18 protein-coding genes are annotated in these 20,962 nt (G+C 68.5%); 10 read left to right on the top strand and 8 right to left on the bottom strand.

Annotated features, from left to right (window positions below):
* Positions 1-3 precede the first annotated feature (3 nt).
* Positions 4-492 (bottom strand): DUF3093 domain-containing protein, encoded by a 489-nt coding sequence (locus EV139_RS14940; protein ID WP_130455541.1) that lies wholly within the window; start codon positions 490-492, stop codon positions 4-6.
* A gap of 101 nt (positions 493-593) precedes the next feature.
* On the opposite strand from EV139_RS14940, the gene dut reads away from it, so the two are divergent.
* The 4 genes from dut (at position 594) to acnA (ending at position 5,414) form a co-directional block, all read left to right on the top strand.
* Positions 594-1,031 (top strand): dUTP diphosphatase, encoded by a 438-nt coding sequence (gene dut, locus EV139_RS14935; protein WP_130455539.1) that lies wholly within the window; start codon positions 594-596, stop codon positions 1,029-1,031.
* A gap of 83 nt (positions 1,032-1,114) precedes the next feature.
* Positions 1,115-1,801, top strand: coding sequence for a DUF3710 domain-containing protein (locus tag EV139_RS14930; protein ID WP_130455536.1), 687 nt, complete (start codon positions 1,115-1,117; stop codon positions 1,799-1,801).
* Between the two features lie 137 nt (positions 1,802-1,938).
* Positions 1,939-2,682: a DUF3159 domain-containing protein gene (locus EV139_RS14925; protein WP_130455534.1), complete on the top strand. Its 744-nt coding sequence runs from the start codon at positions 1,939-1,941 to the stop codon at positions 2,680-2,682.
* A 62-nt stretch (positions 2,683-2,744) separates the two neighbouring features.
* Positions 2,745-5,414, top strand: a complete 2,670-nt coding sequence (gene acnA / locus EV139_RS14920; protein ID WP_130455532.1) for an aconitate hydratase AcnA — start codon at positions 2,745-2,747, stop codon at positions 5,412-5,414.
* Between the two features lie 345 nt (positions 5,415-5,759).
* Here acnA and EV139_RS14915 read toward each other — a convergent pair whose 3' ends face one another.
* Complete coding sequence (locus EV139_RS14915; protein ID WP_241989075.1) at positions 5,760-6,920, bottom strand: MFS transporter; 1,161 nt, start codon at positions 6,918-6,920, stop codon at positions 5,760-5,762.
* Positions 6,917-7,585, bottom strand: a complete 669-nt coding sequence (locus EV139_RS14910) for a GntR family transcriptional regulator (protein WP_130455530.1) — start codon at positions 7,583-7,585, stop codon at positions 6,917-6,919. Before EV139_RS14910 ends, EV139_RS14915 begins: the two co-directional genes overlap by 4 nt.
* A gap of 241 nt (positions 7,586-7,826) precedes the next feature.
* On the opposite strand from EV139_RS14910, the gene dxs reads away from it, so the two are divergent.
* Together dxs and EV139_RS14900 are read left to right on the top strand one after the other, a co-directional pair.
* A complete protein-coding gene (gene dxs, locus EV139_RS14905) occupies positions 7,827-9,749 on the top strand; it encodes a 1-deoxy-D-xylulose-5-phosphate synthase (RefSeq protein ID WP_130455528.1) in 1,923 nt (640 codons plus the stop codon).
* Positions 9,750-9,751: 2 nt separating this feature from the next.
* A complete protein-coding gene (locus EV139_RS14900) occupies positions 9,752-10,417 on the top strand; it encodes a pentapeptide repeat-containing protein (protein ID WP_130455526.1) in 666 nt (221 codons plus the stop codon).
* Between the two features lie 69 nt (positions 10,418-10,486).
* On the opposite strand, the gene EV139_RS14895 is transcribed toward EV139_RS14900, so the two are convergent.
* From EV139_RS14895 to EV139_RS14880, 4 genes are all read right to left on the bottom strand, one after another.
* A complete protein-coding gene (locus EV139_RS14895; RefSeq protein ID WP_130455524.1) occupies positions 10,487-12,622 on the bottom strand; it encodes a 3-hydroxyacyl-CoA dehydrogenase NAD-binding domain-containing protein in 2,136 nt (711 codons plus the stop codon).
* 6 nt (positions 12,623-12,628) lie between these two features.
* The gene (locus EV139_RS14890) at positions 12,629-13,831 is read right to left on the bottom strand and encodes a thiolase family protein (protein ID WP_130455522.1); all 1,203 of its coding nucleotides are present in this window, start codon (positions 13,829-13,831) and stop codon (positions 12,629-12,631) included.
* 110 nt (positions 13,832-13,941) lie between these two features.
* Positions 13,942-15,129: an HRDC domain-containing protein gene (locus EV139_RS14885; protein ID WP_130455520.1), complete on the bottom strand. Its 1,188-nt coding sequence runs from the start codon at positions 15,127-15,129 to the stop codon at positions 13,942-13,944.
* 5 nt (positions 15,130-15,134) lie between these two features.
* Positions 15,135-15,752, bottom strand: a complete 618-nt coding sequence (locus tag EV139_RS14880) for a DUF3000 family protein (RefSeq protein WP_130455518.1) — start codon at positions 15,750-15,752, stop codon at positions 15,135-15,137.
* Between the two features lie 86 nt (positions 15,753-15,838).
* On the opposite strand from EV139_RS14880, the gene EV139_RS14875 reads away from it, so the two are divergent.
* From EV139_RS14875 to EV139_RS14865, 3 genes are read left to right on the top strand one after another with little or no spacing between them, the layout of a single operon-like run.
* A complete protein-coding gene (locus EV139_RS14875) occupies positions 15,839-17,050 on the top strand; it encodes an alpha/beta hydrolase family protein (RefSeq protein ID WP_130455516.1) in 1,212 nt (403 codons plus the stop codon).
* Positions 17,051-17,061: 11 nt separating this feature from the next.
* The gene (gene zapE / locus EV139_RS14870) at positions 17,062-18,126 is read left to right on the top strand and encodes a cell division protein ZapE (protein WP_130455514.1); all 1,065 of its coding nucleotides are present in this window, start codon (positions 17,062-17,064) and stop codon (positions 18,124-18,126) included.
* Positions 18,123-18,746, top strand: a complete 624-nt coding sequence (locus EV139_RS14865; RefSeq protein WP_130455512.1) for a type II toxin-antitoxin system PemK/MazF family toxin — start codon at positions 18,123-18,125, stop codon at positions 18,744-18,746. The genes zapE and EV139_RS14865 overlap by 4 nt, the downstream gene beginning before the upstream one ends.
* Positions 18,747-18,801: 55 nt before the next feature.
* On the opposite strand, the gene EV139_RS14860 is transcribed toward EV139_RS14865, so the two are convergent.
* Positions 18,802-19,167, bottom strand: a complete 366-nt coding sequence (locus EV139_RS14860; protein ID WP_130455510.1) for a VOC family protein — start codon at positions 19,165-19,167, stop codon at positions 18,802-18,804.
* Between the two features lie 292 nt (positions 19,168-19,459).
* Between EV139_RS14860 and EV139_RS14855 the strand changes: the two genes are divergently transcribed.
* The gene (locus tag EV139_RS14855) at positions 19,460-19,696 is read left to right on the top strand and encodes an Rv0909 family putative TA system antitoxin (protein ID WP_130455508.1); all 237 of its coding nucleotides are present in this window, start codon (positions 19,460-19,462) and stop codon (positions 19,694-19,696) included.
* Positions 19,697-20,962: the final 1,266 nt, after the last annotated feature.

Below are 20,962 nucleotides of genomic sequence, written 5' to 3'. Positions count from 1 at the left end.
CAGCTAGGAGCGCGCCGCGCGAATCGCGTCGGCGAGCTTCTGCGGGTGGCGGGTCGTGATGATCCAGTACGGTGCCGGATCTGCCGGATCGATGTTGTCGATCTTCACGCCGCGGTGAATCCAGCCGCGCACGAGCAGAAAGCTGCGCGCGTCGAGCCCGGGGCCGATGGCGGCACGCAGCGCCTCGCTGCCGAGCAGCTGCATGTCACCGAGCTGCGCGACGGGAATCTCCGCGTGGCCGGCCACAAGCCGGTCGCCCACCACGCGAACCGTGGGGGCGAGGAGCAGCAGCGTGATCGCGGCGATCAGGAATACGAGTACGCCCACGGGGATTGCGAGGGCCGCATTGATCGGGGTGGTGATCAGAGCCACGGCGGGCACGAGCAGGAGCAGTGCAAGAAACAGGCCCGGGCCCGGCACCAACCGCTCTCGGTAGGCCGGAGTTGCGGGGGATGCGGGGGCCGCCGAGGAGGCGGGAACGTCGCTCGTCATGCATCCATTATCGCCGATGTCTCCCTGCGCCTCGGGTGTGTGCCGCGACCCGGCCGAAAGTGTTGCGGAGGAACCACGGGTTGATCCGATACTCTGGCCGAGTGACAGACGTTGTAGAGATCCAGATCCGCGCAGAGCGCGCACCCCGCTACGCCCACGCCGACGACGCGGGAGCCGACCTCATGGCCGCCGAGGCGGTCACGCTCGCTCCGGGCGAGCGCGCCCTCGTTGGCACCGGTGTGGCGATTGCGCTTCCCGAGGGGTACGCCGGCTTCGTGGTGCCGCGTAGCGGCCTGGCCGCGAAGCACGGCATCACCGTGGTGAACTCTCCGGGCACCATCGATGCGGGGTACCGGGGCGAGATCAAGGTGACGCTGTTGAACACTGATCGCGAGGCGGAGTTCGTGGTTGAGGCGGGCGACCGGATCGCCCAGCTGATCATCATGCCGGTGTCTCGCGCGGTGTTTGTGCCGGTCGCCGAGCTGCCGGAGAGCGTGCGGGGCACGGGTGGCTTCGGATCGACCGGGGTCCGCAGCTAGTTTTTGGCGCGCGGCCAGCACGGCCGCGCGGCTGGATGAGTGAGGCCCCGCACCGCGGGGCGTGAGCAAGGAGTAGGACGAGTATGAGCGACGAACAGGGCGAACAGGCGGCAGAGCCGCTGCGCACCGCCGATGAGGTTGAACTGCGCGAGGCCGAGGAGCCCGAGGTAGACGACTCGAAGTCCGGGCCGGCCGACCGCGAGGTCTCCGGTCCGTTCGACGCCGCAGAGGTTCCCGCGATGCGGCCGTACGTTGATCTCGGCGGCATCAAGGTCGCGCCGCGCGAGGGGCTCCAGCTCCGCCTCGAGGTGGACGAGCGCGCAAACCGCGTGGTCGCCGTCTCGCTCGAGTACGCGGAGTCGCTGCTGCAGGTGCAGGCATTTGCGGCGCCGAAGACCACGGGACTCTGGCACGGGGTGCGCGGTGAGCTCGCCCAGCAGATGACGTCGCAGGGTGCATCCGTGACGGAGGAGGACGGGCCGCTCGGCCCGGAGCTGCTCGTGGTCACGACCGCTCCGGCGGAGCAGGGCGGCTCGCGCACGGTGCGATTCGTCGCCGTTGACGGGCCGCGCTGGATGCTGCGCGGCGTGGTGATGGGCAAGGCCGTGACTGACGCGGCCGTGCGCGAGCGGGTATTTGACGTGTTCCGCGAGCTCGTCGTGGTGCGCGGCGATCAGCCGATGCCGCCGAGCGAGCTGCTGCCGCTGCGCGTGCCCGCCGGTGTGCAGGCGGAGCGCAAGGACGCTCAGGGCGGGGCGCAGCCGGCGTGAGCGGCGCGGGTGAGCCGGTGGAGCCGAGCACCCCGGCCGGCGCCGGGAGCGGCACTCCGGGAGAGACTCCAACGGCGACACCCGAGGGTGCGGTCCCCGCGACCGGGCCCGCCCACACCCAGTCCGGGGACGCCGTAGTGCCCGATGGCGCGGAGGCCGGGATCCCCGAGGGCGCGGTCAAGCGGCTCGGGGGGATGGCCCGCGCCGTGCAGGCGGGCGCCGCCGGCGAGGAGCTCAACGCGCAGAGCGTGCTCGCCGCGATCGGCGGCTGGCGTGGTGTCGCGGAGACGCTCCTGCCGAGCCTCATCTTCCTCGGGATCTTCGTCCCCACCCAGGACGCGCGCCTCGCCGCGATCGTGCCGGGCGTGCTCGCGGTGCTCCTCTTCGTGATTCGTCTGGTGCGGCGCGAGACCCCCGTCTCAGCGCTCTCGGGCATGCTGGGCGTCGGCATCGCGGTGCTGATCACGCTCGTCACCGGGCGGGGCGTTGACTACTTCCTCTGGGGCTTTGTGATCAACGCGGTGTGGTCGCTCGGCCTGCTCATATCGCTGCTGGTCGGCTGGCCCGCGATTGGCCTCGTAATCGGTTTCGTGCGCGGTGATCTGAAGGGGTGGCGCCGCGATCTCCGCCTGAAGCGCGCGGGCACGCTGCTCACGCTGCTGTGGCTCGCGATGTTCATTGCGCGACTCGCCGTGCAGCTCCCGATGTACCTCTCGGAGCAGGTCGCTGCACTCGGTACGGCTCGAATCGTGATGGGGACGCCGCTGTTCGCCGCGGTAATCATTGTCACCTGGTTCGGGGTGCGGCGTGTCGCCAAATCATCAGATGAATCGAAGCCCGATATCGTTGGGAGCACAGGGCACATCGCCCCGCCGGAGTGAGTCGAGAAGCCTCAATTTCGGTGTAGAGTTATCTTGACATCGAGATAAATTGGAGGAGCCTCATGGGAGCCGTCAACAGCTTCGACGCGAAGAGCACCCTCGCCGTCGGCGAGCAGGACTACGAGATCTACCGGATCGACCGCGTCCCCGGCCACGAACGCTTGCCGTACAGCCTCAAGGTGCTGCTGGAGAACCTGCTCCGCACCGAAGACGGCGCGAACGTCACCAAGGCGCACATCGAGGCCCTCGGTGGCTGGGATCCGTCGGCGCAGCCCGACACCGAGATCCAGTTCACCCCGGCGCGCGTGATCATGCAGGACTTCACGGGCGTGCCCTGTGTGGTCGACCTCGCAACGATGCGCGAGGCGGTCGTCGACCTCGGCGGCACCCCCGACAAGATCAACCCGCTGGCTCCCGCCGAGATGGTCATTGACCACTCGGTGATCTCCGACGTCTACGGCACCCCGGGTGCGGCGGCGCGCAATGTTGAGATCGAGTACCAGCGCAATGGCGAGCGCTACCAGTTCCTCCGCTGGGGCCAGGGTGCGTTCGATGAGTTCAAGGTCGTTCCGCCCGGGACCGGCATCGTGCACCAGGTCAACATTGAGTACCTGGCGCGCGTCACGTTCACCCGCACTGTCGAGGGCGCCCTGCAGGCGTACCCCGACACCTGCGTGGGCACCGACTCGCACACCACGATGGAGAACGGCCTCGGCGTGCTCGGCTGGGGCGTCGGCGGCATCGAGGCGGAGGCTGCCATGCTTGGCCAGCCGATCTCCATGCTGATCCCGCGCGTCGTTGGCTTCAAGCTCTCCGGCAAGATCCCCGCCGGCGTCACCGCCACCGACGTGGTGCTCACCATCACGCAGATGCTGCGCAAGCACGGCGTGGTCGGCAAGTTCGTGGAGTTCTACGGCGAGGGCGTCGGCTCCGTGCCGCTCGCCAACCGCGCCACGATCGGCAACATGAGCCCCGAGTTCGGCTCGACCGCCGCGATGTTCCCGGTGGACGACGTCACGCTCGACTACCTGCGCCTCACGGGCCGCAGCGAAGAGCAGATCGCGCTCATCAAGGCGTACACGCAGGAGCAGGGCATGTGGCACGACGCGTCGCGCGAGCCCGAGTTCAGCGAGTACCTTGAGCTCGATCTCGGCACGGTCGTGTCGTCGATCGCGGGCCCGAAGCGGCCGCAGGATCGCATTGAGCTCACCGCCGCAAAGACCCAGTTCGAGACCGACCTGAAGAACTACGCGCAGGCCGCAAACCCCGCAAAGGTCAAGGACGAGGCCGGCAACGAGTTCGAGCTGGATCACGGTGCGGTCACCCTCGCCTCGATCACCTCGTGCACCAACACGTCGAACCCCTCCGTGATGCTTGCCGCGGGCGTGCTCGCGCGCAACGCCGTGGCAAAGGGACTCAAGGCGCAGCCCTGGGTCAAGACCACGCTTGCACCGGGCTCGAAGGTCGTGACCGACTACTACGAGAAGTCCGGTCTCAACCGCGACCTCGAGGCGCTCGGCTTCTACACCGTTGGCTATGGCTGCGTGACGTGCATCGGCAACTCCGGTCCGCTGAACGATGAGATCTCGCAGGCCGTGAACGACAACGACCTCGCCGTGACCGCCGTGCTCTCGGGTAACCGCAACTTCGAGGGCCGGATCAACCCGGACATCAAGATGAACTACCTCGCGAGCCCGCCGCTCGTGATCGCGTACTCGCTTGCCGGCACGATGGACTTCGATTTCGAGACGCAGGCGCTCGGACAGGACCAGTCGGGCAACGACGTGTTCCTGCGCGACATCTGGCCGGATCCGACCGAGGTGCAGCAGATCGCTGACGCGTCAATCGATTCCGACATGTTCACGTCGAAGTACGCCACCGTCTTCGATGGCGACGAGCACTGGACCTCGCTGCCCACTCCCGACGGCAACACCTTCGCGTGGGACGAGAAGTCGACCTACGTGCGCAAGGCGCCCTACTTCGACGGGATGACCCGCGAGACGGTCCCTGTGACCGACATCTCGGGCGCACGCGTGCTCGCCAAGCTCGGCGACTCGGTCACCACCGACCACATCAGCCCGGCCGGCAGCTTCAAGGCGGAGACGCCCGCTGGCCAGTACCTGGTCGAGAACGGGATCGCACCGAAGGACTTCAACACCTACGGCTCGCGTCGCGGCAACCACGAGGTCATGATCCGCGGCACGTTCGCGAACATTCGCCTCCGCAACCAGCTCCTCGACAACGTGGAGGGCGGCTTCACCCGCGACTTCACGCAGGAGGGCGCACCGAAGTCCTACATCTACGATGCGTCGCAGAACTACCAGGCAGCGGGCATCCCGCTCGTGGTGCTCGGCGGCAAGGAGTACGGCTCGGGCTCGTCGCGCGACTGGGCGGCAAAGGGAACCAGCCTGCTCGGCGTCAAGGCCGTGATCACCGAGAGCTTCGAGCGCATTCACCGCTCAAATCTCATCGGCATGGGCGTGCTGCCGCTGCAGTTCCCGGCCGGGGAGAGCGCTGACTCGCTCGGCCTGGACGGCACGGAGACCTTCGACATCGCCGGCGTCGTGGCGCTCAACGAGGGTGTCACCCCGAAGACGGTCGCTGTGACCGCGACGAAGGCAGACGGCAGCGTCGTCTCCTTCGATGCGATCGTGCGCATCGACACCCCGGGTGAGGCCGACTACTACCGCAACGGTGGGATCCTGCAGTACGTGCTGCGCTCGCTGGTCTAACCACGCGATGTGAGACGGCCCGGGTGCGCACGCACCCGGGCCGTTTCTCATTCCACCACGGTGCGCCGAACCGTGTGTGAGGCCTTCGCGACTGCGCGCCTGGGCGCGGCGCTCTCCCACAGGCGTGGTGTGAAGTGTTGACCGCGGCCCCACACCCCTGGAGACTGGGAGTGCGGTCGTGGGGTGGGAGTGTTGTTCGTCCTCGTGGCGCTCATCCTTGTCGCGCCTATTCCGGTGAGGGTGACCGGCGGTTTCGTCTGCGCCGAAGTCTCCGCTCAGTGCGTCGAGGCGGACTCCCTGATGTGGTATCCGCTGATCTGCTTCTTCGTGCGGCCGTGATCAGCGTCACGTGCTCCGGAGTTTCCCAATGCTGACGATCGCCAGCGACAGCAGGCAGAGGCCCGCAACGACCCCCAGGCTCGCGGGGTACTCGAGCACCGGGTGCACCGCGGCGAGGACTGTCGGAAGCAGGAATCCGATGTAGGTGAGGGCGTAGTACCGGCCGGTCACTCCTGCCAGATCGCTCGGTGTGGCAAGGCTCTGAGCGATGACGAGGCCAGCAACAACGCACACTCCGTATGAGGCGCCGAGCACGGCGGCGACGAGGATCACGAGTACCGGGCTGCGGAGCCAGGCGGCGAGGGACGCGAGCAGCATCCCGATCGTCATGCCGGCGAGCCCCACCTGTAGGGATCGTCCGTGGGTCGCGCGGTCAATTGCGGGTACTGCGGCTTGCATGACCGCGCCGATCCCGAGCGTGGCCACGGTGAGGGCCGTGGCGAACAGGGTGTTCAGATCTCCGAGCTGTGACTCGACGGCGCTCGGCAGGATTGCATAGGCGACGCCCGCGGCGGCAAACACCCAGGGCGCCGCCGGGATGACCACCCAGCGAAAGATCCGGTGCCCAGCTGCGGGAACCCGCAGATCATGCCACCACGGCGCCACCGACCTCGTCGTCCGGGTCACCGTCTCGGGCGCGCGCAGGGCGAGGGTCAGCGCCGGGATGCAGAGCACCGCGTGGACGAGAAACGGCAGGTGCGTGGGAGCCGGCGCCCACTGCGCGAGCATGCCCGTGACACCGGCGCCAACGGCGAAACCGAGGGTCAGGGTCAGCGCTGAGCGACGCGCGCCCTTGGCCGGCGAGAGCTCCTTGATCCAGCTTGAACCCACCGACATTGCAACCCCGACTGCGATTCCAGCCAGGACCCTGCCAGCGCAGAGCACGATGAAGTTCTCCGTCGCGGCCGCGAGAACCAGGCTGGCCGCGGCCGCCGAGCCGACCCCGATGGCTAGCACCGGGCGCCGCCCGTACCGGTCCGAGAGGGCCGCCGCGATGAGCAGGCCGGGAATGAGGCCAAAGACGTACATGCCGAGCAGCAGGTTCGCTTGCCAGGGGGCGTACCCCCCGACCGTCTCGTACACGTGCAGCAGGGGAGTGAAGTGATTGCCACCCCACGCCATGAGGAAGACTGCGGGGGCAACACCCCGCCACCCGCCCCCGGTCACTGTCCGACAGAGTAGTCGCGGTGTCCGTCGCTGAGGTGCGTCTGGACTGCCGAGGTGAATCCTGCAAGGTCCCGACGGCGGATCGCCCGATAGAGCTCTCGGTGCTCTGCGTGAAACTCGTCGAGGCGGCCCCGTCGCGACCGGACCGCGAGGGAGGTGAGCCGAAGCAGCCGCGGGGCCAAATTTACGACCAGCTCGCGCATCACGGCGTTCCGCGCACTCCCGGCAATCGCCGCATGAAAGGTGAAATCGGCGGTGGCGAACTCGTTCTCGTCATTCAGTGCGGCCTCCTGCGCCGCCAGCGCGCCCTCGAGCTGGGTGCAGAGCAGCTCGAGCTGATCAGGATCCGCGATTACGTCTTTCACCGCAGCGCACTCGACCATCGCACGAACCTCGAGGAGATCGCGCTGCTCCGACGCCGTGGGGATCGTGACGAGTGCCCCCTTCTTCGGCATCAGCCGGACGAAGCCCCAGGACTGCAGCCGCACCATCGCCTCGCGAACCGGGGTGCGTGAGACTCCCTCCGCTGCGGCGACATCGACCTCGGTCAGTATCGTCCCGGCGGGGATGTCGCCCTGAGCGATGCGCCGCCCCAACGTCCCGGCGATGCGTGAGGCGATCGGAGCTGAGTCCGACTGGTCTTCCCAAAAATCCACCGTGTCCACCCCCTCAGCCTAATGCATACATCAATGAGTGCATTCTGAGTGTTGCGGCTCGCGTGTGCGCGCGCTGCAGTGCGTGAACCGTTTGCCTGCCTCATCACGCAGTTCTGCGCGGCCGGAGTGCGCAGGCGACGGGACGGTCCGGTGTCCCGCCGCGGTGCGCTGAATCGTGGGGGTGGCACTCCGCGAGTAGACTGGTCGGATGCTCCGCACTCTCGGTCGGAGCCGAAGGGGAGGTAATCGGGTGGCGATCCTGGACGGAATCGAAGGTCCGCGTGACCTTGACGCCCTCACCCCGGAAGAGTGCCAGCTCCTCGCGGCTGAGATTCGCGAGTTCTTGATCGCCGAGGTCGCGAAGACCGGGGGACACCTCGGGCCAAACCTCGGCGTCGTTGAGCTGACGATCGCCATCCACCGCGTGTTCGACTCGCCGCGTGATCCGATCGTGTTCGACACCGGGCACCAGAGTTACGTGCACAAGATGCTGACCGGGCGCCGCGACTTCTCCCTGCTGCGTCGCCGGGGCGGACTCGCCGGGTACCCGCAGCGCTCGGAGTCCGAGCACGACATCGTAGAGAGCTCGCACGCGTCGAGTTCGCTCAGCTGGGCCGACGGCATCTCGCGCGCGTTCGCCCGCACCGGGCAGGAGGACCGGCACGTGGTCGCGCTGGTCGGTGACGGCGCCCTCACCGGCGGGATGACCTGGGAAGCGCTCAACAACATCACCGACGACAACGATCGCAACCTTGTGATTATCGTCAACGACAACGGCCGATCCTACGCGCCAACAATTGGCGGCATGGCGCGTTTCTTGAACTCGGTGCGGTCGAAGGATACCTACCGAGATCTGCAGGAGGGCAGTGAGAAGCTATTCTCCCGCCTCGGCAAGCCGGGACGCACGATCTACCGCGGCGCCCGCGGCGCGCTCCACGGCTTCCTGAGCCGCGCCTCCAACAACGATCACCTGTACTCAAACCTGGACATCAAGTACCTCGGCCCCGTCGACGGACACGATCTTCCCGCGGTCGAGGAGGTGCTGCGCCAGGCCAAGGGCTACGGTCGGCCCACACTGGTCCACGTGATCACGGAGAAGGGCCGCGGCTATGCCCCGGCGGAAAACGACGAGGCCGATCAGTTCCACTCTGTGGGGCAGATCAACCCGGGCAACGGCGAGCCCCTCTCGGTCTCCCACGGCCGCAGCTGGACGAGCGTGTTCAGGGAACGGATCGTCGAGCTCGCCGACGCCGATGAGCGGATCGTGGCGATTACGGCCGCGATGCTCGCCCCGACCGGGCTTGACGCCCTCGCTGAGCGGCACCCGGGCCGGGTCTACGACGTCGGCATCGCCGAGCAGCACGCGGTGACGAGCGCCGCGGGTCTCGCCTATGGCGGTCTGCACCCCGTCGTCGCCGTGTATGCCACGTTCATGAACCGCGCTTTCGATCAGCTGCTCATGGATGTCGCGCTGCACCGCGCCGGGGTCACATTCGTGCTCGATCGCGCGGGACTCACGGGCCCGGACGGCGCGAGCCACAACGGGGTCTGGGATCTCGCCACCCTGCAGGTGGTGCCGGGCATCCGGATCGCCGCGCCGCGCGATGAGAACACGCTGCGCGAACTGCTGGGCGAGGCCGTGGCAATCAATGACGGCCCCACCGTGATCCGCTACCCAAAGGGGTCGGTCGCTGCGGCCATCCCCGCGCTGCGCCGCACGGCCGACGGCGTGGACGTGCTCCGCGAGGTTCCGCCGGAGGCGAGCGAGCGCGACGTACTGTTCGTTGCGGTGGGCCCGATGGCCGCGATCGCGCTCGAGGCTTCGACGCTGCTCGCCGAGCAGGGCATCACGTCGAGCGTGGTGGATCCGCGCTGGGTGGTGCCCGTGGCAGACTCGGTCGTCGAGCTCGCCCGCTCGCACCGCCTGCTCATCAGCATCGAGGATGGGATCCGCGTCGGCGGCGTGGGGACCCGAATTCGCCAGGCCCTCCGCGATGCAGCGGTGGACACGGCGGTGAGCGAGCTGGGTACGCCCGACGAGTTCCCCGGCCACGCCTCCCGCGACGAGCTCCTTGAAGACGCCGGGCTCACGGCCGTCCAGATTGCCGCGGACGTCTCCGCCCAGGTGCGGGGCGTGAAGATCCCGATCGCCCGGCCAGAGCAGCAGGCGTAACGGTGGCGGCTCGAAAGCCCCAGCGCTTTCCGGTGCTCGAGGAGCTGCGGCTGCCCGAGCTCGATGACGCGGGAGACCGCGCTCCCGAGCCTCGCGGTCGCTACGACGGCATGAGGTTTTCGGGTGTGACGCTCGAGAGCGACTCCCTCGACGGCGCGAGCTTCTCGGAGTGCGAGCTCGCTGGCGTCACGGGGGACGCGGTGTCACTGCGCGGCGCACGCTTTCTTGAGACCCGGATCTCCGGCCTCAACGTGCCCACGCTTCGCGGGGGCCGCGCCCTGCTCCGGGACTCCGAGCTGCTCGAGTCGCGCGTCGGCGCGCTCGAACTGCACGACGCCGAGGTGCGGGCCACGCTCATCGCGGGCTGCAAGTTCGGCTGGGTGAACCTGCGAGCGGCGCAGCTCAGCCGGGTCGTATTCAGGGACTGCGTGTTCAGCGAGCTCGACCTCGCGGGCGCCACGCTCGAGAGCGTCTCGTTCGAGAACTGCCGGGTCGAGTCCCTGCAGATCGACGCCGCGCGGCTCTCTCACGTTGATCTGCGCGGGCTCACGATCCTCGGCACGATCAGCGACGCGCAGAGCTTGCGGGGCGCAACCATCAGCTCAACGCAGGCCGCCGAGCTGACGCGCGTGTTCGCCGCCCGGCTCGGCATCTCGGTCGACGACTAGCGCTGCCCCACACGCCGCAGGCCCCCGGCCGTACCGATTCGGTACGGCCGGGGGCCTGTTTCGTTCGCGCTAGCGCGCGGCGGCGATGCGGGGGTCGTGGAACGCAGCGCCAAACACGCGCTCGCTCGCGCCCACCCGGTCCAGGTACGGCGTCGCGCCGCCCGCCTGGAACGGCCAGCCCGCCCCCAGGATGAGGCAAAGGTCGATGTCCTCTGCGGCCGCGACCACGCCCTCGTCGAGCATGATCTTGATCTCACCGGCGAGCTCGTCCTCGACGCGGCGGAGGATCTCGGCCTCGGTGACGGCGTTCGAGCCGAGCGTGAGCGCCTTCTTGGCGGCCTTCGACAGGTCCTCGACTTTGCCCTGCTTCGTCTTCACGAGCGGGCCGTCGATCTCGGCGAGCGCGTGCAGGTTTGGTGAGGCGTAGAACCGCTCGGGGAACGCTCCCACCATTGTGTCTTGCACGTGGGCTGCGACCTTCCAGCCGACGAGGTCGATGAGCTCGAACGGTCCCATCGGCAGGCCGATGGGCGCGAGCGAGCGCTCCACCACGGGCAACGGCGTGCCCTCGTCGAGCGCGCGCGCCGCCTCGCCCATCACTTTTGCGAGGAGACGGTTCACCACGAAGCCGGGACGATCCGCCGTGATGACGGCGCTCTTGCCGAGCTTGCGCGCGATCCCCATCGCGGTGGCGAGGGTGGCGTCGTCGGTGGCGGGTGTGTTGACGACCTCGATCAGCGGCATCACCGCGACCGGGTTGAAGAAGTGGAAGCCGACGAGCCGCTCCGGGTGCGCGAGGTTCGCGCCGATCTCCTCCACGGAGAGCGACGAGGTGTTGGTTGCGAGCACTGCCGTCTCCGCCACGATCGGCTCGATCTCGGCGAAGACCTGCTGCTTGACGCCCAGCTCCTCAAACACGGCCTCGATGACCCAGTCGCAGTCGGCGAACTGCGTCTTGTCGGTGGTGCCGCTGACGAGCGCCTTCACCTGGTTGGCGTCGTCGGGGGAGAGACGGCCCTTGTCGCGCATGGCGTCGACCTCGCCACGGATGTACGCCACGCCCTTGTCCACCCGCGCCTGGTCGAGGTCGGTGATCACGACGGGGACACGGAGCTTGCGCGCGAACAGCAGTGCGAACTGGCTGGCCATGAGTCCCGCACCGATCACGCCGACCTTCTTCACCGGCTTCGCGAGCGCCTTGTCGGGTGCGCCCGCCGGGCGCTTCGCCCGCTTCTGCACGAGATCGAATGCGTAGATCGAGGCGACGAACTGGTCACCCGAGATGAGCTCGGCGAGCGCGTCGTCCTCGCGTTCGAAGCCGCGCGGCAGGTCGTTGTCCTTTGCGGCGCTGAGCAAATCGAGCGCCACGTACGGGGACTTCGCCGCGGTGCCAACGCGGGCCTTCAGGGTGTCCCGGGCAATCTTGATCGCTGCCGGCCACTTGGTGAGGCGCTCGAGCTTCCCGGGCACGTTTGGCCGCTCAACCTTGGTGCCGCCGGTGAGTACGCCGTCCGCCCACGAGATCGACTGCTCGAGGAAGCTCGCGGCGCCGAACATGGCGTCGAACAGGCCCATCTCGTATGCCTGCTTCGGCTTGAGCATGCGGTTGTTCTTGAGCGGGTTCGAGACGATGATCTCGAGGGCCTTCTCGATCCCGATCAGGTTCGGCACGATCGTGGCGCCGCCCCAGCCCGGGATGATGCCGAGGAAGACCTCGGGGAAGGCAAGCGCCGCCGCCGAGGAGTCGAGCGTGCGGTAGGTGCAGTGGAGCGCAATCTCCATCGCTCCGCCCAGCGCGAGCCCGTTGACGAACGCGAAGGACGGAACCCCGATCGTGCCGAGCTTGCCGAGCACGAAGTGGCCGTACTGCGCCATGAGGCGGGCGTTCTCTGCGGTCGCGAGCGTCGAGACCTTCGACAGGTCGGCGCCCGCGGCGAAGATGAACTGCTTGCCGGTGATGCCCACGGCGGCGATCTCGCCGGCCGCGGCGCGCTCGGTGAGCTGGTCGAGTACCGCCCCGAGTGCCTGGAGCGTGCGGGGCCCGAGCGTGTTTGGCCTGGTGTGGTCGCGCCCGTTGTCGAGCGTGATCAGCGCGAGCGTGGCACCCGAGGGGAGCGTTACGTCGCGGACGAAGGACTCGGTGACGACCTCATCTGCGGATGCCGCGATGAGCGGGCCGAAGTCAATGCTGCGGTAGTCGGTCATGGCTGGTTACTTGCCCTTCTTGCCGTCGAAGTGAGGATTCTCCCAGATCGCGGTGCCGCCCTGGCCGAGGCCCACGCACATCGCGGTGACGCCGTAGCGCACGTCGGGACGCTCGGCGAACTGGCGGGCCAGCTGGATCATCAAGCGCACGCCCGAGGCCGCGAGGGGGTGTCCCAGCGCGATCGCGCCGCCCCACGGGTTGACGCGGGGATCCTCGTCGGCGATGCCGAAGTGGTCGAGGAACGAGAGCACTTGCACCGAGAAGGCCTCGTTGAGTTCGAAGAGGCCGATGTCGTCGATCGTGAGCCCGGCGCGCTTCAGCGCCTTCTCCGTGGAGGGTACGGGGCCCAGGCCCATGACCTCGGGTTCGACGCCAGCGAAGGCGAAGCCCACGAGGCGCATCTTTGCCTGCAGTCCGAGTTCGCGCGCGGTGTCGGCGCCGGCCATCAGCGACATCGTTGCACCGTCGGTGAGCGGGGAGGCGTTGCCGGCCGTGACGCGCCCGTGGGGGCGGAACGGCGTCTTCAGCGTCGCGAGACCCTCCATGGTGGTTGCCGGGCGGCGGCCCTCGTCTTCCGTGGCGAGCCCCCAGCCCGCGGCGGAGCGGGTGGCCACGGGAATGAGGTCGGGCTGGATGTCCCCGCGATCGTACGCGGCCTGCACCTTGTGCTGGCTGAGCATGCCGAAGCGGTCTGCGCGCTCCTTGGTGAGCTCGGGGAAGCGGTCGTGCAGGCGCTCCGCCGTGTTCCCCATGTTCAGCGCGTCCGGGCTCACCAGCTTCTCCGCGACGAAGCGCGGATTCGGGTCGGCGTCGAGCCCGATCGGGTGCCGGCCCATGTGCTCCACACCGCCGGCAACGGCGATGTCGTACTGCCCGGCGCCGATCGCGGCGCCCATGAACGACGCGACCGTGAGCGCGCCAGCGCACATGCGGTCGAGTGCGAACCCCGGGACGGTGACGGGGATCCCCGCGAGCATCGACACCGTGCGACCGAGTGTCAGCCCCTGATCCCCCTGCTGCGTGGTCGCCGCGACGCCAACGTCGTCGATGCGGTCGAGGGGGAGTGCCTCGTTACGGGCGAGCAGCCCCTGCAGCGCCTTGACCGCCAGGTCGTCGGCGCGGGTCCCCGCGTACATGCCCTTGTCGCCAGCGCGTCCAAACGGGGTGCGTACCCCGTCCACGAACACGACATCTCTCATTGCGGCCACTTCGCCTCCATAGGTATGTGATCTGTCTTCAACCATATTAGAGACGGAGTCTCAATGAGGCGAGAACCCGTGCGACTTCATCGCAACTTCCCGGAATTCCGGGGCGCAACTTATCGTAGGTCTACAAAAACGGCAGCAATAATTGGTGCCACAATTCCAACCTGCCAGTCGCGGGCGCCGAGCTCGGTGAGACGGAGTGCAATGCCCTCCGCCGAGGTGTCGGCCGGCGGGCGCCACACGAGACGGCGCAGGTGGTCGGGGGTCAGCAGGTTCTCGACCGGGATCCCCTGGCGCTCCGCCTCGGCCTCGATCGCCGCGCGGGCTGCCGCGAGCCGCTCGGCAGCCTCGGGGTGGCGCTGCGCCCACCCACGGTGGTGCGGGATCGCGTCGGGGTCGCGCGGCCGGGCGCCGGGGAGGTCCGTGGTGGTCTTGCCCGCGAGGATCGCTTTCCACCAGCGGTCGATTTCGGTGCGACTCGCGCGACCGCGGAAGTTGGGGAGGCGTGCAAGGTCATTCTTCGACCGCGGGTTTGCCGCGGCCGCCGCAACGACGGACGAATCGGGGATCAGGCGGCCTGGCGCGACGTCGCGCTCGCGCGCAAGCGCGTCTCGGGACTCCCAGAGCTCGCGGGCAAGCGCGAGGGTGCGGGGCGACTTCAGTGAATGCCCGCCCGAGAGCTTGCGCCAGGGCTCCGGGTTCTTCGCCTTCGCCGGGCGCGTGCGCACCGCTTCGAACTCCTGCTGCGCAAACTCCCACTTGCCCTGGGCGTCCAGGTCCTCGGCGACCGCGTCGCGAAGGTCGGGGAGCAGGGCGACGTCTAGTGCCGCGTACTCAAGCCACGACTCCGGGAGCGGCCGCTGCGACCAATCCGCCGCCGAGTGCGCCTTATCGAGGTGGATGTCGAGCAGCTGCTCGACGATCGCCCCGAGGCCCACGCGCTCGTAGCCGAGCAGCCGCGCAGCAAGCTCGGTGTCGAAGAGTCGATCCGGGTGGAGCCCCAGCTCGTCGAGGCAGGGAATATCCTGGCTCGCAGCGTGCAGGATCCATTCCTCGCCGTCGAGCGCGGCGGCGAGTGGCGAAAAGTCAGTGATTCCGGTCGGGTCGAACAGGAACGGGCCCACGCCGCGCCGATAGACCTGCACGAGGTACGCCTCGGATCCGTAGGTGAAGCCGGACGCGCGCTCCGCGTCGACACCGATCGGCCCGGACGCGTCAGCGAGCAGGGCTGCGGCGCGGGCGAGCCCCGCGTCGTCGGCGATCAGCGACCACTCGGTCTCAAGTTCCGACTGTTCAACCAAGACTTCTAGGCTCCCTCAGATGTCGGGCGCGCTCGTCGCGCCGCGAGCGAGTCGATTCCTTCCTCGTGCGGGAGTCCGGCGAGCAGGCAGAGCAGCTCAGACCAGGCCTCCGCGTGAGCGGTGAAATCGTCTCCGAGCGGCGTCCACGAGGCGCGCAGCTCAATTTGAGCGGCGTCGCCCCTCGACTCAAGCGTACCGAACCCGGTTGAGAGAGTTTTCGTTGCGGTGCCGGAGAGGTACGTGTACTGGGCACCGCGAGTATCGAGGGCGTCCACGAGCCACGACCACGCCACGTCCGAAATGAACTGATCCACGCCAATGTCGAGCTCGAGCGGGGCGTGCGCAAAGCAGACGAGCCGGAACGGGCCGCCCCACTCCTCGACGGAGTCGGGATCGTGCATCAGGACCAGGCGCCCCGCGCCGTAGGCCGAGTCGAGCGCGATCTCAGCGGCGTGCTCCCGCTTCGGGCCGCGCGCCACGCCAGCGGCGCGCGCCACCGCTTGCGGCGCGATGCGCTCGGGCGCAGCGATCTCCTGCGACACGAGTTCGCTCCGTAGCCGTGCATTCATGATCTGTTCGGCGGCGACGCTGAACTCGATCGAGGTCCCGCCGATCATTGCCATCACACCCGTGAGACTAGAGTTTCCTGTGAATCATCTCGCGAAGCCACGCCGTGATCCTCAGGATCCCGACGGGAAGGGAGCATCCGATGCAGTTCTGGGAGAACCGGATTCGTCGAGCGATAGCAGTGGGGGTTGGCGCGGCAGCACTCGGGGCCGTCGGCGTGATCGCCGGGGGCACTGCGCTTGCCCGCCGGGTGGTGACGCCCGAGCGGGCGAGCGCAGAGCCGGTGGTGCTCGAGCGCGTGGAGCGCGGCGACGGGGGGACCGTGCTCTGGCTCCGGGGCCGGCACGCTGACCTCCCCGGGCAGTACTCGTTCATCTTCGACGGCGAGGCCGGGCATGCCCGGGTCGGCCCGGTGCACGCGGTCGTCGCGGGCGCCGTCGCGCGCGACCTGGTGCAGCTTGACCGGGGCACGCTCCAGCCCGGGACGCGCGGCCGCCTGACTGGCTGGTGGTACGCGTCGCCGGAGGCGGTGGGCCTGCGGACCGAGCGGATCACCTACGAGACCGAGCTCGGGCCCGCCGAGGCGTGGCTGATCCATCCGGATCGCGTGCGGCGTCGCGAGCGCGGTCGCTGGGCGGTGCACGTGCACGGGCGCGGGGCGCTGCCGGAGGAGACACTGCGCGGGGTCGCGCCGCTCGCGCACGCTGGCGTGACGAGCCTCGTGATCTCGTACCGCAATGATCCCGGCGCGCCCGCCGGTGACAACGGGCGCTACGGCATCGGTGTGGCCGAGAGCCGCGATGTCGACGCCGCGATCGCCGAGGCGCTGCGCCGGGGCGCGGAGCGGGTGACGCTGTTCGGCTGGTCGATGGGCGGCACCGCGGTGCTGCGCTCCGCTACGAGCGGGCGCTACGCTGCCGCCGTGGACGGTCTGATCCTCGACTCTCCCGCGGTCGATTGGCCCGCCCTGCTGCGGCACCAGGCGGCGACGTTTGCGGCGCCGCGCGCCCTCGCGGATCTCGGGATCGCCATGCTGCAGCGCGGACTGGTGCGCGGGGGAGAGCCCGGCGGGATCGACTTTCCGAGCCTCAGCCCCGCCACGGTTGCGGCAGCGCTCCAGGTGCCGGTGCTGATTCACGCGAGTCGGGGCGATAGCTTCGTCCCCTCCGCCGGCGCTGAGGCGCTGGCGGCCGCGCGCCCAGACCTCGTACAGCTGCGCCTGCTCGACGTCGGCGAGCACGTGAAGCTCTGGAACGTCGACCCGGACGGCTGGGAGGCCGCGACCGAACAGTTTGCGCGGGCGCTGCCGCGGCCGGGGTGGCGTGGGGAGCTGCCAGACCCCTCGGGGGACTAGACTGATCCGCGATGTCCACTGACAAGCAGCACAGCGCCGCGCGCCTCGTCGACCGCCGCCCCAGTATCTCCGGAACCGAACTTGTAGCCACGCTCGTGCCGCCGCCGCAGTTCGACCACGCCACGTTCGAGTCGTATCGTCCCGACGCGGACTACCCGTCGCAGGCGGAAGCTCGCGACCTCCTCCAAGCCTTCGCCGGCCCACCGGCAACGCTGGGGCGCGGTGGCGGTGGCGGCCTCTTCGGCTTCGGCCGGAAGAAGCAGACGACCCCCTCCGAGCCGGCGAAGCCCGGCGTGTACCTCGACGGCGGGTTCGGCGTGGGCAAGACCCACCTGCTGGCGGCCACCTGGCACGCGACCTCGGGCCGCAAGTACTTCGGCACGTTCATCGAGTACACCGCGCTAGTGGGCGCGCTGGGCTACGCGGGCGCCGTCGGCGTGCTGCAGGGCGCCAAGCTGATCTGCATCGACGAGTTCGAGCTCGATGATCCGGGCGACACGATGCTCATGACGCGCCTGATCGGGGATCTCACCTCCACGGGATCGCGTATCGTCGCAACCTCGAACACCCCGCCCAACGCGCTCGGCGAGGGACGCTTCGCGGCCTCAGACTTCATGCGCGAGATCCAGGCAATGTCGGATCGCTTCCGCACGATCCGGATCGACGGGGTGGACTACCGTCAGCGCGACATCGAGGGCGACGCGCGCGTGCTCAGCGAGGACGCGTACCGGTTCGCGCTCGCGGACGTGGCGGCCTCCGGCGAGCGCATGACCGACGACGATTTCACCGAGCTCACGGAACATCTCGCAACCGTGCACCCCTCGGCGTACTCGGGGCTGCTCACCGGCGTGCAGTGCATCGGTCTCCGGGACGTGCACGAGCTCACCGACCAGTCGGCCGCGCTCCGCTTCGTCGCGTTCATCGACCGCGTGTACGACGCCCAGATCCCGCTCCGTGCCACCGGCGTGCCGCTCACCTCCATCTTTGGCGGCGGCATGATCGACGGCGGGTACCGGAAGAAGTACCTGCGCTGCATCTCTCGCCTCAACGCGCTGACCGCGAGCGACATCGCGTGAGCGACTCGTCGGGTCGCTGGTCGGCGTTCATCCGCTCGTTCATTGACGCGTTCCTTAAAGCGTCGCGGAAGAGCTCGGGCAGCGCCGGCGGCGTGTCCGCGAAGCCGAAGCCGCCGGCTACGCAGTCGACAGCAACGCGGCCCGCCCCGTCACAGCGGACCGGAAACGGCCGCACCAGCGCCGAGTACGGCGAGGCAAGCCCGGGGCAGTACGGCCCCGGTGCGACGCGCGAGCTCAGTCACGCTGAGATTCAGGCGCTTCGCCCCAGCTACGCGCCCGAAGCGGACGGGGATCCGGACCCCGGCGAGATCGTGTGGACCTGGGTGCCGTACGTGGAGAACGACGGTCGCGGAAAGGACCGCCCGGTCCTGATCATCGCGCGCATCGACGCCGAGACCACCGCCGGCTGCTACCTCAGCACGAAGGAACACCGCGGCTTCGTATCCGTGGGGAGCGGGCCGTGGGACAGCAAGGGGCGCGAGAGCTTCCTCTCACCCGAGCGGATCCTGCTCGTCTCCCACGACGGGATGCGTCGGGAGGGAAACGTACTGCCCCGTGAGCGGTTCGATCCAGCTGTTGCGGCTGTGCTGCGCGCGCACGGCGTCACGGGCTCTCACTAACCGGGCTGCGCGGGGCGGAGCCGCTCGCCCCGGGGTGCACGCCAGGCTGCTCGGGCTAGTGCACGGTGCAGAATGGGTGCCCCACCGGGTCGACGTAGACCCGGAAGGTCGCTTGGGTGTCCATGAGGCGCGCCCCGAGCGCGATCAGGCTCTGCTCAGCGGCGTCAAGATCGCCCACTGCGATGTCGAGGTGGGCTTGCTGCGCGCCCGAGTCGCCCGGCCATTCCGGCGGCACATACGCGGGGACGCGCTGAAACCCCAGGCGTAATCCGCCGCCCGGGAGGATCAGGTCTACCCACTCGTCGTCGTCTGGATCGAGCACTCCGCCGAGCACCGCGCGGTAGAAGGCCGCGAGCTCCGCGGGAACCGGGCACTCGAACACCACTCCGTAGAGCGACCCCAGCGGTGCGTTCTCACTCATGTGCGTCCCTCTCCTCGCTGCGAATACTGCCTCAATTCTTGCGGCTCGACGCCGATTCGTCACCCCCGGGGCGAGAATCGGCGCGCAGCGCCGTGCCCTGGCGCCCGCTACAGCCGCGCCCCGGCGCCCGCTACGGCCGCGCCCCGGGGTGTGAGGCCCCCGCGCATCTGAACCCGCCGTGCATCAGTCACGCGAATCCAGGGCGCACCCTTTCCGTAACCCAGTGAACGCGGCATAATTGGCTCAGCAGGCCGAACCGTTCGGCGGCGCTTCAGGACACGAAGGACTGATTATGGGTATCGAAGAACTGGGCAAGAAGGCGACCGAGGTTGCTGGCAAGGTGGGGGAGTTCGCAAAGGATAACGCCGACAAGGTCTCGGAAGCGCTGAAGAGCGAGCAGGCCGAGTCGATCAGCGACAAGATCCTCGACGGCGCCGCAGACCTCGCAAACAAGGTCACGGGCGGCAGCCACGCGGACAAGATCTCCGAGGTGCGCGACAACCTCGACGGGAAGATCGGCAACGAGTAACGCCTCGTACGCTGCTGTGGCGCGGGCCGGGTTCCTCTGGAGCCCGGCCCGCGGTCGTGTGAGCCGGTCTTGCGCGGCGCCGCCGCTGGGACAGGCCCGTGTGCCCCGCGACGCTTCTGGCCTCCGCAGAGGCGCTCTGGGAACTCACTCACGCGCCCAGCCAGGGCCAGTGGGGCGGCTTCGGTTCTCGCCTCACGCGCTGCGCCCGCTGCCGGACTGACTGAGATCCGTGTGTCGCCGGGAACGCAAGAACCCCTCGGCGTCAGCCAAGGGGTTCTGAGTGAGTGCGCGATACTGGGATCGAACTAGCGGAAGAATTTCCGGGCGGACGCGAAGCGTTCGCAATTCTTCCGAGGTCCTTGAAGATGACCAACGCTAACGCTCGCGCAACGCTGGGGGACTATCTCCGCGCACGCACAGAACGTGCTCAACCCACGCCACCACCTTTCGGGATGGCCTGCTATCACTGCGGCATCGAAGAGATAGTCGCCTTGCCCTCGCAGGCTGCGGATGCATGGAAAGCGGTCACCCTCCAGCCAGGTCCTCTGGGAGGCCACAGCGTCGAGCCGGTACGAGCTGCCGTGTGCCGAACTTGCGCCGAGGAACAGCTGTCGCTCGGATCGTGGGGACCTACACTCCTCGACCGCCTCGTACTCAAGAGTGCCGGGCTGTGGGGGAAGCGCGGCGTAGAGAACTACCTTCTTGGCGTCGCAGCATGGGGAACGCTTGCCGGGAACCCTGTCCCGAACCCAACGCCCTGGGCTCATCATGATCTCGCACAGCTCCGCACAGAGATCGAACTCGGAGGACCCCGATGAAGGACACGACCCATGCAACCCGTCCACCCATGAAACCCGTGATCAAAGCCGGGGGACAACGAAGCGATCAACAGGGGCGACGCCTCTGCACCGCGCACTGGACCGACGGGGAACCTTGCCGAGGCCCAGCAATGGAGATGCAGCCAGTTTGCCGGGCGCATGGGGGAGCTGCTCCGCAGGCTAAAGCAGCAGCTCAGCACAGATTCGTCGCTCTTGTGGATCCCTTAGTAGATGCGTTGAGGAAGCGCTAAAGCCCGGCAACACTTCTGAGAAGCTCCGTGCCGTCGAGGCCATCCTTGACCGCGCGGGGATAACAAGGTCCGCAAATCATGAGGACGGACTAAGAACCGAACACGAGATCAAAGTCGAGTTGCATATGAAGTTACTGGAACGGGCCAAAAAGCCCGCGGAGCACTTCCAACTTAATTCTGCATGGTCCGAACTAGCG

The sequence above is a fragment of the Leucobacter luti genome (assembly GCF_004217175.1).
Taxonomy (GTDB): Bacteria; Actinomycetota; Actinomycetes; order Actinomycetales; family Microbacteriaceae; genus Leucobacter; species Leucobacter luti.
Note: the sequence above shows the minus strand (reverse complement) of the source record. Positions and strands in the feature narration are given on the sequence as shown.